This is a genomic window from Flavobacterium sp. (assembly GCF_035456225.1).
Classification (GTDB): Bacteria; Bacteroidota; Bacteroidia; order Flavobacteriales; family Flavobacteriaceae; genus Flavobacterium.
Map to the genome: position 1 here is coordinate 1 of NZ_DATIDM010000178.1, position 15,128 is coordinate 15,128.

General features: G+C 38.8%; 11 protein-coding genes. 6 read left to right on the top strand and 5 right to left on the bottom strand.

Annotation, left to right across the window (positions count from 1 at the left end):
- From VLB74_RS10770 to VLB74_RS10780, 3 genes are all read left to right on the top strand, one after another.
- Nucleotides 1-1,042, top strand: a 1,042-nt coding sequence (locus VLB74_RS10770; RefSeq protein ID WP_325203463.1) for a 3-deoxy-D-manno-octulosonic acid transferase, incomplete at its 5' end; no start/stop codon positions are given.
- 131 nt (nt 1,043-1,173) lie between these two features.
- Complete coding sequence (locus VLB74_RS10775; protein WP_325203464.1) at nt 1,174-3,330, top strand: S46 family peptidase; 2,157 nt, start codon at nt 1,174-1,176, stop codon at nt 3,328-3,330.
- A 207-nt stretch (nt 3,331-3,537) separates the two neighbouring features.
- Nucleotides 3,538-3,783, top strand: coding sequence for a hypothetical protein (locus VLB74_RS10780; RefSeq protein WP_325203465.1), 246 nt, complete (start codon nt 3,538-3,540; stop codon nt 3,781-3,783).
- Between the two features lie 195 nt (nt 3,784-3,978).
- Here the strand turns inward: VLB74_RS10780 and VLB74_RS10785 are convergent, their stop codons facing one another.
- Nucleotides 3,979-5,505 (bottom strand): GH3 auxin-responsive promoter family protein, encoded by a 1,527-nt coding sequence (locus VLB74_RS10785; RefSeq protein ID WP_325203466.1) that lies wholly within the window; start codon nt 5,503-5,505, stop codon nt 3,979-3,981.
- 129 nt (nt 5,506-5,634) lie between these two features.
- On the opposite strand from VLB74_RS10785, the gene VLB74_RS10790 reads away from it, so the two are divergent.
- Nucleotides 5,635-6,432, top strand: coding sequence for a DUF2797 domain-containing protein (locus VLB74_RS10790; RefSeq protein ID WP_325203467.1), 798 nt, complete (start codon nt 5,635-5,637; stop codon nt 6,430-6,432).
- Between the two features lie 156 nt (nt 6,433-6,588).
- Here the strand turns inward: VLB74_RS10790 and VLB74_RS10795 are convergent, their stop codons facing one another.
- Entirely contained in the window at nt 6,589-9,219 is a 2,631-nt protein-coding gene (locus VLB74_RS10795; protein WP_325203468.1) for an AsmA-like C-terminal region-containing protein, read from the bottom strand.
- Nucleotides 9,220-9,317: 98 nt separating this feature from the next.
- Nucleotides 9,318-11,084, bottom strand: a complete 1,767-nt coding sequence (sppA, locus tag VLB74_RS10800; RefSeq protein ID WP_325203469.1) for a signal peptide peptidase SppA — start codon at nt 11,082-11,084, stop codon at nt 9,318-9,320.
- Between the two features lie 124 nt (nt 11,085-11,208).
- Between sppA and folK the strand changes: the two genes are divergently transcribed.
- On the top strand, nt 11,209-12,339 hold the full coding sequence (folK, locus tag VLB74_RS10805; protein WP_325203470.1) for a 2-amino-4-hydroxy-6-hydroxymethyldihydropteridine diphosphokinase: 1,131 nt from the start codon (nt 11,209-11,211) through the stop codon (nt 12,337-12,339).
- Here the strand turns inward: folK and VLB74_RS10810 are convergent.
- Both VLB74_RS10810 and VLB74_RS10815 read right to left on the bottom strand, forming a co-directional pair.
- Nucleotides 12,336-12,881: an RNA methyltransferase gene (locus tag VLB74_RS10810; protein ID WP_325203471.1), complete on the bottom strand. Its 546-nt coding sequence runs from the start codon at nt 12,879-12,881 to the stop codon at nt 12,336-12,338. The two genes, folK and VLB74_RS10810, sit on opposite strands and share 4 nt — an antisense overlap.
- A gap of 68 nt (nt 12,882-12,949) precedes the next feature.
- On the bottom strand, nt 12,950-13,492 hold the full coding sequence (locus VLB74_RS10815; RefSeq protein ID WP_325203472.1) for a DUF1573 domain-containing protein: 543 nt from the start codon (nt 13,490-13,492) through the stop codon (nt 12,950-12,952).
- 348 nt (nt 13,493-13,840) lie between these two features.
- Between VLB74_RS10815 and VLB74_RS10820 the strand changes: the two genes are divergently transcribed.
- A partial coding sequence (locus VLB74_RS10820; protein ID WP_473964697.1) for a MutS N-terminal domain-containing protein occupies nt 13,841-15,128 on the top strand: 1,288 nt, incomplete at its 3' end.

Genomic DNA, 15,128 nt, shown 5'->3' on the forward strand with positions numbered 1-15,128 from the left:
GGAAGAAATCAGGAAAAAGTTTCCAATGCATAAAATTGTGGTTACGTTTTTTTCACCATCCGGTTATGAAGTACGAAAAAACAACACGGTTGCCGATGTAACCGTTTACCTTCCTTTAGACACTAAAAAAAATGTTGAAACTTTTTTACGGTTGGTGCATCCGGAGATGGCTTTTTTCATCAAATATGAATTTTGGCCCAATTACCTTAATGAACTCAAAAAACGGAATATAAAAACCTATCTGATTTCAGGCATTTTCAGGGAAAAACAAAGTTTCTTCAAGTGGTATGGCGGTTTTTACCGAAATGCACTGAAAAACATCGATTACTTTTTTGTTCAGAATGAAAGTTCAAAAAAACTCCTTCAAAGTATCGGTTTTCACAATGTGAAAGTATCCGGCGACACCCGTTTTGACCGTGTGATTTCCATTTTAGACCGCGACAATTCATTGGATTTTATTTCCGATTTTAAAGACGATTCGACTATGGTTGTCATAGGAAGCTCTTGGCCTAAAGACGAATCCTTATTGACAAATTACATTAACCAAGCGGATTCAAACACAAAATTCATCATCGCTCCGCACAACATAAAACAGGAGCAGATTCAACAATTAAAAAACACAATCACCCGAAAAACGGTTTTGTTTTCAGAAAAAGAAAATCAGAATCTTTCCGAATATCAGGTTTTCATCATTGACACCATTGGAATCCTCACTAAAATTTACAGCTATGCTGATATTGCGTACGTGGGCGGAGGTTTTGGAAATCCGGGCGTGCACAATATTTTGGAGCCGGCGACCTTCGGAATTCCGGTTGTCATCGGCCCGAATTATTCTCATTTCGCCGAAGCTACTGCCTTGGTCAATATTGAAGGTTGTATCTCCATCAAAAATCAAAACGAACTAAATCAGGCATTTGATCTGCTGACACAAAACGAAGACGAACGGTATGAAAAAGGGCACATCTGCAGCACTTTTGTTCAGATGAATAAAGGAGCGACAAATACGATACTAAATCATATTCTATCGAACACCCCGAACTAATACATTTGTTTCGGAATGTGCTTCGCAACTTATTCCATTTCGATACCAAATTTTCACAGACCAAATTCTTACTATAAAATTATATCTCTGAAATTCAAAAATTGTAAATTGCACACTCTTAAATTCATACTATGAAATTTCTAAAACTACTTGTTATTTTATTCGTTCTTCCAATATACGCCCAGCAAGGCGGTATGTGGGTTCCTTCTTTATTAAAAGGAATGAACGAAACCGAAATGAAAAATATGGGAATGAAAATCAGCGCCGAAGACATTTATTCGGTAAATCATTCCAGTTTGAAAGATGCGGTTCCTCAATTTAACGGAGGATGTACCGCCGAGGTAATTTCCCCGAAAGGGTTAATCCTAACCAATCACCACTGTGGTTTCAATAACATCCAGGACCACTCTTCGGTAGAACACGACTATCTAACCGATGGATTCTGGGCTTACAAAATGGAAGACGAATTACCTAACAAAGACGCGTTCGTAACATTCATCGTTAAAATCGAAGACGTTACCAATAAAGTTATGGAAGGTGTTGTTAATCTTCCGACAGAAGCAGAAAAACAAAAGAAAATTCAGGAAAATATCGCGATGCTAAACAAAAGCCTACCGAAGGAAAGCTGGCAGGAAAACAGCATCCGTACTTTCTACGACGGAAACCAATATCTTTTATTTGTTACAGAAACATTCAAAGATGTACGTTTAGTAGGAGCTCCGCCTTCATCCATCGGGAAATTCGGTTCGGATACTGACAACTGGGTTTGGCCACGTCATACGGGCGATTTCTCTTTGTTCCGAATTTATGCAGGAAAAGACAATCGTCCTGCTGAATATTCTAAAGACAATGTACCGTACACACCGAAACACTATTTCCCGGTTTCCATAAAAGGGGTTAAGGAAAATGACTTTACCATGGTTATGGGATACCCTGGAAGAACACAGGAATATTTGCCTTCGTACGCTGTTGAGCAAATCGTTAACTCATTAAATCCGGCTAAAATTGAAATTCGTGACCGCGCGTTGAAAACACAAGACGGTTTCATGAGAAAAGACAACGCGATCAAAATTCAGTACGCCGCTAAATATGCACAAGTCGCTAATTACTGGAAAAAATGGATTGGAGAATCAAAAGGACTGAAAAAGGTCAATGCCGTTGCTATCAAACAAAATTTTGAAAAAGACTTCACAGCCAAAGTCAACAAAGCAGGAAAACAAGCTGAATACGGTAACATATTAGCCGATTTCAAAACCACGTATGATGCTATTGCTCCTTATGCTTTAGCAAGAGATTACTTTTCGGAAGTTGTTTTAAGAAATACTGAAATCTTAAGCTTTGGTTACCGCTTATACCAATTGGAACAAGTTTTCAACACTAAAGGTGAGCAGGCTTTTAACGACAGAAAAAACAACTTAACTGCGGGATTTGAACCTTTATACAAAGAATTCAACGCTAAAGTAGACGAAAAAGTTTTCGAACAATTGATCGAATTGTATGCTAAAAAATCACCACAACAATTTTTACCGGAATCCATTAAGAACATCAATTCTGAAGCTACAGCCAAATCGATTTTCGCTAATTCGAAGCTTACTTCTTATGATGGTTTAAAAGGAATATTGGAAGGTGATGCGAAATCAGTAATCGCTAAAATGAATCAGGATCCGGCTTACATGCTTGTAAAAACGATTGCCGATGCTTACAATAAGAATGTAGTTCCGAAATACGATGAGTTAAACACGAAAAACATCGCGCTGCAACGTAATTACATGAAAGCCATCTTGGAATTGAGTCCGAAATCAGCACGCATTTTCCCAGATGCAAACAGTACGCTTCGCGTTACCTACGGAAAAGTAAAAGGGTACGAACCAAGTGACGCTGTCAGCTACGAACCAATGACCTATTTGGACGGAGTAATGGAAAAATACATTCCGGGAGATTACGAATTCGATGTTCCGCAAAAACTAATCGACCTATACAACACTAAAGATTACGGTCAGTATGCCGACAAAAACGGAAAAATGCCGGTAGCCTTCATAGCAACCAATCACACTACCGGTGGTAATTCAGGAAGCCCTGCTTTAGACGCAAACGGAAACCTTATCGGGCTGAATTTTGACCGTGTTTGGGAAGGAACAATGAGCGACATTCAATACGACCCTTCAATATGTAGGAATATTATGGTTGATATGCGTTATGTTTTGTTCATAATCGACAAGTATGCCGGAGCGAAAAATCTGATTGAAGAAATGAAATTAGTCAAACCAACAACCAAGAAGAAAAAATAACACGAAACTGTAAATCAAACACATACCGAAAACAAAGAAAATTTTAACCTACAAATTCTATTTGTTTTAAATGGCATGAAATTTGTAATTACTGTGGTGGGATTCAAGGGAATATTTTTTTTAAAAAATGAAAAAAATTATTTTAATCGTATAAAAAAATTTATATCTTTGCCCCGAATTAATAATTAACCTTTATAATTTAGTAAGATGAAAAAAGTTGTTTTAAGCTTAGCTTTAGTAGCTATGATGAGTGTTTCTTTCGTATCATGTAAAGAAACTGCAAAAGAAGAAACTGTAACTGAAGAAGTTGCTGCTCCTGCTGAAGAGGCTGTAGAAGCTACTGCTGAAACTGTTGATACTGCTGCTGCTGCTGCTACTACTGAAGCTCCTGCTACTGAAGCTGCTCCTGCTCCTGCTCCTGCTGCTGCTCCAGCTGCTCCAGCTGCTCACTAGTATTTTAATACAGTAAGAAAAAAATAGTCCTGCATAGCAGGACTTTTTTTTGGCTTTATCCGAAACCTAACACGGTTTTGAAAAATTCTTTTGTTTTTTTATCATCTCACACCTTCCCGGCCCACAGCCTAATCTTTTGGGACCGCAAGACACTATCAGCCCAAAGACAACCAGTAACAATAATTTCTTCATCTCTTAAAAAATTTCAGAAAACTGTAACGCTTTTAACTGTTCCAGATATTCTCTTTGATTTGACAATCTCGGGATTTTATGCTGTCCTCCTAATTTATCTTGCTCTTTCAACCAATCATAAAACAAATTGGTTCGCGCAACATTTAAAACCAACGGATTTAGAGTCATATTATTATAACGCTTCGCCTCATAGTCCGAATTCACTTCCTGCAAGCACAAATCCAACAATTTACTGAATTCCTCAATATTTTCAGGTTTCTTTCTAAACTCCACCATCCATTCATGTGCCCCTTTTTCATTTCCTTCCATAAAAATTGGAGCCACTGTATAATCGATTACCTCGCAGTTCAACTGTTGACAAGCTTTTGACAAGGCCATATCGGTATTTTCCACCATAAGCTCTTCGCCAAAAACATTAATATGATGCTTCGTTCTTCCGGTAACACGAATACGGTAAGGATTTAAGGAAGTAAAGCGAATGGTATCTCCAATCAGATAGCGCCACAAACCGGAATTGGTTGTTATCACCACAGCATAGTTCTTATCCAACTGTACTTCCGACAAACGGATTACACGCTGATTAAGGGTTCCGAAGGTATCCATCGGAATGAATTCATAAAAAATCCCGTAATCCAGCATCAACAACAAATCACTGGAATTATTAAGATCCTGAATAGCGAAAAACCCTTCGGATGCATTATAAATCTCGTAATATTTAAAATCGGCTTTCGGCAAAATTCTCTTGTATTGCTCGCGATAGGGCTCAAAACTCACCCCTCCGTGAAAATACACTTCAAGATTAGGCCATATTTCCAACAGATTCTCTTTTCCGGTAACCTCCAGCATCTTATTCAGCAACACCAGCATCCAGGAAGGAACTCCTGCAAAACTGGTCACATTTTCATTTCGGGTTTCGTTGATGATAGCCGCAATCTTTGTTTCCCATTCGCTCATTAACGAGACCTTATTGCTTGGCGTACTGCTAAATTCTGCCCAGAAAGGCATATTGTCAATCAAAATGGCCGACAAATCCCCAAAAAAGGTATTATTATCCTCATACAGCTGTTTACTTCCGCCCAAACGAAGGCTTTTACCCGTGAACAATTCCGATTCCTCGTTGTTATTTAAATAAAGGCACAACAAATCTTTACTGGCCTTATAATGGCAGTCTTCCAGCGCTTCATTGCTCACCGGTATAAATTTACTCTTCGCATTGGTCGTGCCGCTTGATTTGGCAAACCATTTTATCGGCGTACCCCAAAAAACATTCTGTTCCCCTTTTCGCGTAAGTTCAATCAGCGGTTCGAGTTCTTCATAGGTTGAGACCGGAATCCTTTCGGAAAAGGTCTTATAACTCTTAATGGTTGAAAACTCATATTTTCGTCCCAATACGGTTCCTTCGGCACTTCGAAGCAAATTGAAAAGCAATTCTTCCTGAACTTCATTAGGGTATTTCAAAAACAATTCCATCTGATGAATTCTTTTTTTCAGTATCCAGGAAGCAATTGAATTTATAATGGTTAACGGCATCTTTTCGCAATTATGAATTATCAATTGTAAATTATGAATTATAACTTTACAACTTTACCAAATATAACAAATTTTAGCGATAATTTTGCTCCGAAAACCCAATTCCTAAATTTTCAAATCCTTTAAAAAATGACTTACGAAGGCGTACTGACGAAAATGCAAACCGAGTTCGGAAACCCGATTCAGTATTATCTGGTTTTCGAAAACAGCTATTTAAACATTAACCAACTGCTGAACAAAGAATTGAAAATCACCTTTCAGGGGTACCAATGCCTGAATTGCGGAAAGAAGAAGAAAATTTTCCGTCAGGGATTTTGTTATGATTGCTTCATGTCAAGTGCTTCTGCGGGTGATTGGATCATGAAACCAGAATTAAGCACGGCCCATTTAGGCATTGAAGACCGTGATTTGGAATACGAAAAGCGGGTACAATTACAACCTCATATTGTTTATTTGGCCCTATCCAGTGAAATAAAGGTTGGTGTTACGCGAAAAACACAGGTTCCCACACGATGGATTGACCAGGGCGCTATCGAAGCAGTTCCTATTGTGGAAGTACCAAACCGCTATTTGGCCGGCATTACCGAAGTCGCTTTAAAAAATCATTATACCGACAAAACCAATTGGCAAAAAATGCTTAAAAACGAAATCCCGAATGTCGATTTGGTTGCGGAAAGAAATAGTTTGGGCAATCTGATTCCGGAGGAAGTTCAACCCTATTTCGCAACAGTTCCCGAGAAAAAATACGACTTGGTCTATCCCGTTTTGGAATACCCCAAAAAAGTCAACAGCCTGAACCTAGAGAAAACCCATGAATTTACAGGAAAACTGTCTGGGATAAAAGGACAATACCTCATCTTTGACGACGGTACGGTTTTTAATGTGCGAACCTTTGAAGGCTACGTGGTACAAATCAATTTGTCATAAAATTTTCAACCTTATACCACCTATAATTTTTTAGCCACGAATTCACTAATTTATACTGTTTAATTAGTGCATTCGTGGCTACTATTTTTAAGAATTCAATCTGCATCACCTGAATATGATTTTAGAAATGTATTCAGAGAGCTCCGATCACTTTTTTTATGGCGTTTGTGGTTTTGGCTCTTCTTTTTTCTTCTTGCCAAACAAATCCTTTAAGGCTTTTGTTGCTGTTTCTTTCACATCCGGTTTTGGCTGCGTAGTTTGCGTTTTAGTAGTGTCTTTAGGAGTCGTGTTTCCTTTCGTTCCACCGAGTATATTACCTAAAGCCCCTGCGCCCTGATTAATCAACTTATTTTTCTGGTAATCTACCAGCTGCTTGGTAATATTAGCTATCGCCGGCTTCATATCGGTTGTTACTTTGGGGCTTTTGAAACTCCCCGTCATCTGCGCATTTACGGGCACATTTTGCAACTTCGCTTGTTCTGCCGGGGTAAGTTTTGCCAATAATTTATTTACTTCCGGACCTAAATATTTAGCAGGAACATCGAATTTCAGGTTATAATTCATCGACTGGTCAAAACCGTGTGATCCGCCAATCGTTACTTTAACATCCTGATATTTCAAATCCAACGGTTTCAGGTTTACTCTTCCATTGGTAAAAGACAGTGCCGCCTTAAGATCATTCAGGCTCAATTTATTCACATCAATAAATTTCACGTTTGAAGTCAATGAAGAAAGCAGTTGCGAATTTTGCGCATTTATTTTGGTACTCAACAATTGTCCTACCAAATCACCCGAAATAGTTTTCAGATCCGGCGTCATTTCGATAGCATTTAAATTTCCGGAAAGATTAATGGTCGAATTCAACTTCCCATCCACAACGCCCGCAATAGGCGCAATGGATTTCAACATATCCAATTGTGTAAACGACTTGGCAATATCAACTTTATTCAATCCCAAATTCATTTTAAAGGTTGGCACTTTCCCTTTAGTTGAAACCACTCCGTCAACACCAATAATCCCTTCAAAAACACTTGTTTTCAGATTCTGTAGCGTTACCGCCTCATCGCGGATGATCATCTTCCCGGAAACATCTTTCAGGGTCAGATTATCGTAAACAACGGTATTCGCGTTGGCAGTAATGGCACAATCCAGGAAAGCCGGGATTTTAACCGCTTCTTTTTTAGCCGTTCCTTCTTTAGAAGCCCCTTCTTTGGCTGTAGCGGAAGGTGCCATAAAATCGGAAACCAAAAACTGATTGGAATTCATATTGAAGTTGGCTTTCAGAATCTGGTCTTTGAATACGAATCCGTAGAAGTTATCCAAAGTCCCTGTAAGATGCACATCTGATTTCCCCGTTTTCAAGTCCAACTGATTCAAACGGATCTGATTCGGATTAAACGCCACAACCGCCTGTGAAATCTGAACCGGTTTGGCCATTTCCGGACCGGTGTAGTTGAATCCGGTAAGCGTCATGTTTCCTGAATTCTGAATATTCTGATATTGGCTTGTTTCTACCGATTTCATATCGAATTTAGTCACCACATCGGCTTTTAAAATACCGGAAAGCGGTTTGTCCAACTTCACCGGATAAGCTTTTGTTACATTCGCCAGGTTAACTACTCCTTTCAATTCGGCATTCACCAAAGCATTTTCGGATAGATTTCTAATATTTGCTTTTGCGTTGAAGACATCCTGATCAATACGGAACGACAATTTGTCCAGATTCACATACGTATCGTTCATTAAACCGGTTTCATTGATGATTTTAGTATCTATCTTAATATCCTGTACCGATTTCGGCAAATCAGGATACTGGAACGAAGCGTTGTCCGAAGCGATAGCGATATTAAACTTCGGAACGGTAGTATCGGTCAGTTCGCCATTTACAGTTCCGTTTACTCTAAATTCCCCTGTAGTTTTTACCGTATTGATATTACCGGCATAAGCTGCCGGAATTAGTCCAAGGAAGTTTTTAAAATCCGAGGTAGGCGTTTTAAATTTCAGATCATATACCTGACCTTTTTCCACCATTTGGATGAAACCGTCAAATTCCAAAGGCAATTGATTGATTAACGCCTTATTGTTTCGGAACGTATATTTTTGATTTTTCATGTCGATTCCCAAAACAGCATCTAAAGACAGTGCTACATTGCTCATGTAGTTCATTTTATCCATATCCAAGGACAGTTTCGCGGTTGACTTGGTTGTCAGATCGAGTTTATCCGCGGCTAAATCCCCGGTCCCTTCATGATTCAGACTATCGATAACCATCTTGATTTTCGACTTCTCATCGATGTAACGAAAACGCAGATTCTCAATCGAATATTTCTGAATGCTCATGGCAAACGGCTTGCTTTCGGATTTATCCTCCGGTTTATCGTCCTTCAATGCGATATCAAAATTTCCAATTCCGTCTTTGTTGAAAATGATGTTCACCAATCCGTCTTTCGAAGAAAACCCTTCGATATTCATAGCCTCGCCTTCGCCTTTAAACAGTTCTTTTACCGACATTTTTAAATTGACTTCGCCGGCATAAAACAACGTATCCCCTTCAAAAGGCGCTTTGTTGATAATACTCAGCTTATCAATGGTCACACTGGCATTCGGAAAGTTTTTAAAAAGACTCAATCCAACATCCTCAAAAGCGATTTTCGCATCAACTTTCTCGTTTATGGATTTAGTCACCAACTCTTTTATTTTGTCTTTGAACAAAAAAGGAGCCGCTGCTAAAACTACAACAATAACCAAGAGGGAAATCCCTGCTATCTTTAAAATTTTCTTTGCCATGTCTGCTATTATTTACCTCACTAAATTACTACAAAAATAAAACCAACTTATTAATAAAACGTAAATAAGTTGGTTTAGTTGCTTATAGTGGTAGATTTTTATCTGATATTCAGCTCAAAAGGCATCACTGCCTGAACACCTCTTCGCTGGTTAACCTTTCTGATTCGGTCTAAAACCTGGTAATTTTCTTCACCGATTTCCTCTTTTATCAGGGTTTCTTTTGACTGAAACATCGAAATACCTCCAAAATTGCGAAGTAAATCTTCAAAGGTTTTTTCATATTCCGGATAATCTTCTGTTCTGTATTCTTTTATTTTCGCCAAGGTTGCCGCATGTTTAATAGCCGCATCCATTCCGCCTATTTTATCCACCAATCCTAATTTTAAAGCATCGGCCCCAGTCCAAACACGACCTTGAGCAACCGAATCAACCTGTTCGATGGTCATTTTTCTTCCCACTGAAACGCGTTTTAAAAATGTGGTGTAAATGGTTTCAATACTCTCGGTAACCACTTCTTTAAACTTGTCATCTATAGGTTCAAAAACGCTGTAACCGCTCGAATTCTGATGGGTTTTTACCTGTTCCGCATTGATTCCCATTTTGGTTGCCAACGGATGGAAATTAGGCAAAGCCCCGAAAACCCCGATAGAGCCGGTAATCGTGTTTGGTTCCGCGAAAATAGTATTGGCATTGCATGAAATGTAATAACCCCCGGAAGCTGCCAAGTTCCCCATGGAAACAACGACAGGTTTTACTTTTTTGGTCAATTCGATTTCTCTCCAGATCAATTCGGATGTCAGCGCACTTCCTCCAGGAGAATCTACTCTTAAAACAACCGCTTTTACATCATCATCATTACGCGCTTCTTCTAAAGAACGGCGCATCGAACCTTCACCGATATAACTCACATCTCCCTCACCGGATTGGATTTCACCTTGCGCATATACAATGGCAATTTTATCCTTTTTGGAGTAATCCGAATTGCTTCTGGCTACGTTTTCGGCATAATCCAAAATACTTATTTTATTGTACTCTTCGTCATTGTCAACTTTCAGTGCTTTTCGTATGCCGTTGTGGTACTGATCTTCGTAAGCAATCTTATCAATCAGGTGTTTTTGTAACGCTAATTCAGGCGTACGTGCCCCAAGTGAATTGGCAATGGCATTCAGACTGTCTACGGAAATGTTTCGACTTTTAGAAATATCCGTTACCACTGAAGCCCACATCGAATTCAGTAAAGCAGTCATTTGTTCGCGGTTGGCCACACTCATCTCATTTTCCAAAAACGGCTCTACGGCACTTTTGTATTTTCCGTGGCGGATCACCTCCATTTTAACCCCGGATTTGTCTTCAAAATTCTTAAAGAACAATACTTCGGCAGATAATCCTTTGAAATCCATTTCACCCACCGGATTCAGATAAATGGTATCCGCAACCGAATTCAGATAGTATTCTTTTTGCGAATACGAATTGGCATAAGCTACCACAAACTTCCCTGATTTCTTGAATTCATCCAGTTTACGGCGAATGGCCTTACTTTGCGCCAAGCCGATTTCAGATTCGTTGTTTAAAATCGAAATTCCTTTGATTTTATCATCGGTTTTGGCGGCATCGATAGCGTTTAAAACATCGGTTACCCCATCATGTTTGGTTTCAAAATAATCAAAATCGGTAAACTTAAATTGCCCACCGTAATCCTGAGTCACTTCCGCCAGATCCAGCTCAATAACGGAATCTTTCTTCACTTTCACATGATCACCATCACCACCAAAAATGACACCAATCAATAGGATTCCAAAGAAGAAAACCATAAAAAACACAAACAATCCAACGACTGTCGCCAATACATTCCCTAAAAATCTCATCGCTCTTTATTTTTAAGATAGGTAGCCAAAATGTTAAAATTGTTACACCTGAAGGTCTAAATAAGTTAATAACTATACGTTGGAAAAACCTTCAATTCTGAAATTCTTTTAGTTATTTTGTCAAATGAACCGTCAGCATCAAGTTGTTTTATCGTTAGGAAGTAATCAGGGGAATCGTTTAGAGAATATCCAAATCTGTATTTCCTTAATTCACAAAACCATAGGCACCGTCATTCGTGTTTCCAAAATATACGAAACGCCTTCCTGGGGATTTGACAGTGATGCTTTTTACAATTGTGCCTTGTTGCTGCATACTTCTTTGTCTGCAGAAAAGGTTTTAAGCAAAATTCTGGAAGCCGAAAAACAATTGGGACGCATCCGAAACGGACAATTAGGGTATCAGGCGAGAATTATCGATATTGATATTATTAGTTTTGACGAACTGGTTTTAGAAACCGAAACATTACACATTCCGCATCCGCAAATGCAAAACCGACTGTTCGTCTTATTGCCGATGCAGGATTTGAACTATGACTGGCTCCATCCAAAAACCCAAAAACCCATCGCAGCACTTATCAAAGAAACAGATGATCAAAGTGACTGCAAAATTGTCGGAACATTGGAAGCTCCTCTGGAAAATTTCAATATTCAGAATTTCAACTACATCGCCATTGAAGGCAATATCGGAGCAGGGAAAACCACTTTATCCAAGAAGATTGCCGAAGATTTTAATGCGAAGTTAGTTTTGGAACGCTTTGCCGACAACCCTTTTTTGCCTAAATTTTACAAGGATCAGAACCGCTATGCTTTTCCATTGGAAATGTCTTTTTTAGCCGACCGTTACCAGCAATTGTCGGATGACCTGGCCCAATTCGAATTGTTTAAGGATTTCATTGTGGCCGATTACCATATTTTCAAATCACTGATTTTTGCCAAAGTCACTTTGGGCGAAGAAGAATACCGACTGTACAAAACCATGTTCGACATTATCAAAAAAGAAATGCCGAAACCGGATCTGTATGTGTATTTATATCAGAAACCCGAGCGTTTATTGCATCAGATCAAACAACGGGGCCGTGCTTACGAGCAGGAAATTCCGGCAGAATATCTGGAAAAAATCAATCAGGGTTACTTGGACTACATCAAAACCCAAACCGATTTAAACATCCTGACGATTGATGTTTCGGAAATGGATTTTGTGAACAATCAGGAGGATTACATACGAATATTGGAGAAAATTAATTCCAAAATTTAAATCCCAGTTTTCAAATTATCTATTTTCTGAAATAAATCCCAAACCACGATTCCAGCACTAACCGATATGTTTAATGAGTGCTTGGTCCCCAACTGCGGAATTTCAATAACGCCGTCACTCAAATGGATAGCTTCTTGCGCTACTCCCTTCACTTCATTTCCGAAAACCAATGCATATTTATGGTTTGGCTCTATCTGAAAATCGTTCAACATCACCGAATTTTCAACCTGCTCGATGGAATAAACCGAGATTTTTTCGTCTTTCAGTTGCTTTATTACTTCCAAAACATCTTTTGCATATTCCCAGGTTACCGTTTCTGTAGCCCCTAAAGCGGTTTTATGGATTTCTTTATTAGGCGGAGTGGCGGTAATTCCGCACAAGTAGATTTTCTCAATTAAGAAAGCATCGGCAGTTCTAAACACCGAACCGATGTTATGAAGGCTGCGGATATCATCCAATACGATGATAATCGGTGTTTTATCTGCCTGTTTAAATTCGTCTATATTTTTGCGTTCCAGTTCGCTGTTGGCCAGTTTTCTCATTTTGTTCCATTAAAAAAGCCTCCAAAATTAAACATTTTGAAGGCTTTCTATTTATTTTATGTAAAAATTTAGCTTTTTACTTCCTGAACTTTCACTGGTGTTGCAGGAGTAGCCGGTGTTGCAGGAGTAGCTGGTGTTGCAGGAGCCGGAGCAGCTTTAACATCTCCTTTGATCGTTAACAATTTAGGCGTATCTGATACGTTTGTTGTAATAGTTACATTTTTTTGAAAAACACCCACTCTGTTAGTGTCGTATTTTACTTTGATAACTCCTTTTGCACCTGGAGCAATTGGCTCTTTTGGAGCTTCAGGAACGGTACATCCGCAAGATCCTTGTGCACTCTTAATCACTAACGGTTCATTACCATTATTAGTGAATACGAATTCTCTCTGACCGTTTTCGTTTTGATTGATTGTTCCGTAATCAATAATTTCGTTTTCAAAAACGATACTAGGACCTTTTACTTCAGGAGCAACCTCCTTTTTAGCTTTTTTAGTCTTTTTTGTTTTTTTTACTTCAGTAGTAACTTTTGTTGTTTTAGCTGTTTCCTGTGCTGTAGCAGCTGTTAAGCCGAATACAAAAAACGCGCTTAGTAGCAATATTTTTTTCATAACGTGTTGTAATTAAACATTTAGAAAGCAAATCTATTAAAAAAAGATTTTGATTGGTTGCCTACAACTGCTTTTTTAATTAATTTTTAAGAATCTGTGATATCCCAATTACTGTTCAATCTTCTTTTTATGAAAATTATCCCGTTTTTGTCGCATCATTTTTACAACAAAAGAATTCTCTTTTTACATTCTTATTCATGGAAACCTCATCTGCATACTTTGACACAGATTTATGTCTTCAGCAACTAATTTCCAAATAAACAATTTAACACAAAAAACAAACGTCAATTTAGATTCATAATCTTTTCACAAAAAATCTTCGTGTATATTTGCAAATAAACCATTACCATGTCAACAAAAGAAAAAGCGCCGAAAGAAACTCCGTTAATGAAGCAGTACAACGAGATAAAAAACAAATATCCCGATGCCTGTTTGCTGTTCCGTGTAGGCGATTTTTATGAAACTTTTGGAGAAGACGCAGTTCGTGCTTCGGGGATTTTAGGCATCACCTTAACCAAAAGAGGTGCCGGCTCCGATTCGGAAACTGCATTGGCCGGGTTTCCACACCATTCCTTGAACACATATCTGCCAAAACTGGTAAAAGCCGGTCTTCGCGTAGCTATTTGCGATCAGTTGGAAGACCCGAAAATGACCAAAACCATCGTAAAAAGAGGCGTTACGGAATTGGTAACACCGGGTGTCGCATTGAATGACGAAGTATTGAGCTCGAAGTCAAACAATTTTTTGGCTTCCGTTCATTTTGGAAAGAAAACTATCGGAGTTTCATTTCTGGACGTTTCTACCGGAGAATTTTTGACAGCTCAAGGCAACGAAGAATATATTGACAAACTGCTTCAGAACTTTAATCCGAGTGAAATACTTGTTCAGAAGCATTATAAAAATCAATTTAAAGAACACTTTGGCGAAGATTTCCATTCCTTCTTCCTGGAAGACTGGATTTACAAAGAAGATTACGCTTTTGAACGCCTAACCACTCACTTTCAGACCAATTCATTAAAAGGTTTCGGAATCGAGGAATTATCGGAAGGCATTATCGCTTCGGGAGCGATTTTATATTATTTATCCGAAACACAGCACAACAAAATTCAGCATATCACCAACATCCACCGTATTGCCGAAGACGCGTATGTTTGGATGGACAAATTCACGATTCGCAATTTAGAATTATACCACAGTTATAACCCGAATGCAGTTACCCTATTGGAAGTCATCGACAGAACACTTTCCCCTATGGGCGGACGTTTGCTGAAACGCTGGTTAGCACTTCCGTTGAAAGATGCAAAGAAAATCGAAGGGCGTCATGAAGTCGTGGAATACCTGAAAAACAACAGCGAAGTACTGCAAAACATGCAATACCAAATCAAACAAATTTCCGATTTGGAGCGTCTGATTTCGAAAATCGCAACCGGAAAAGTGAGTCCGCGTGAAGTGGTTTACCTATGTAATTCGTTGGACGCCATCATTCCGATGAAAACGCAAGCTTTGAATAGCACTAATGAAGCACTAAAAACCATTGGTGACAGTTTACATTCGTGTGATTTATTGCGTGAAAAGATCAAAGACACTTTAAATCCGGAAGCGCCTGTCGCCATCAGCAAAGGAAATGCGATTGCCC

What these genes read in the sequence shown, in the direction of transcription:
- VLB74_RS10775 (WP_325203464.1), top strand. Translation starts at nt 1,174, where the DNA reads ATGAAATTTCTAAAACTACTTGTTATTTTATTCGTTCTTCCAATATAC.
- VLB74_RS10780 (WP_325203465.1), top strand. Translation starts at nt 3,538, where the DNA reads ATGAAAAAAGTTGTTTTAAGCTTAGCTTTAGTAGCTATGATGAGTGTT.
- VLB74_RS10785 (WP_325203466.1), bottom strand. Translation starts at nt 5,505, where the DNA reads ATGCCGTTAACCATTATAAATTCAATTGCTTCCTGGATACTGAAAAAA.
- VLB74_RS10790 (WP_325203467.1), top strand. Translation starts at nt 5,635, where the DNA reads ATGACTTACGAAGGCGTACTGACGAAAATGCAAACCGAGTTCGGAAAC.
- VLB74_RS10795 (WP_325203468.1), bottom strand. Translation starts at nt 9,219, where the DNA reads ATGGCAAAGAAAATTTTAAAGATAGCAGGGATTTCCCTCTTGGTTATT.
- sppA (WP_325203469.1), bottom strand. Translation starts at nt 11,084, where the DNA reads ATGAGATTTTTAGGGAATGTATTGGCGACAGTCGTTGGATTGTTTGTG.
- folK (WP_325203470.1), top strand. Translation starts at nt 11,209, where the DNA reads ATGAACCGTCAGCATCAAGTTGTTTTATCGTTAGGAAGTAATCAGGGG.
- VLB74_RS10810 (WP_325203471.1), bottom strand. Translation starts at nt 12,881, where the DNA reads ATGAGAAAACTGGCCAACAGCGAACTGGAACGCAAAAATATAGACGAA.
- VLB74_RS10815 (WP_325203472.1), bottom strand. Translation starts at nt 13,492, where the DNA reads ATGAAAAAAATATTGCTACTAAGCGCGTTTTTTGTATTCGGCTTAACA.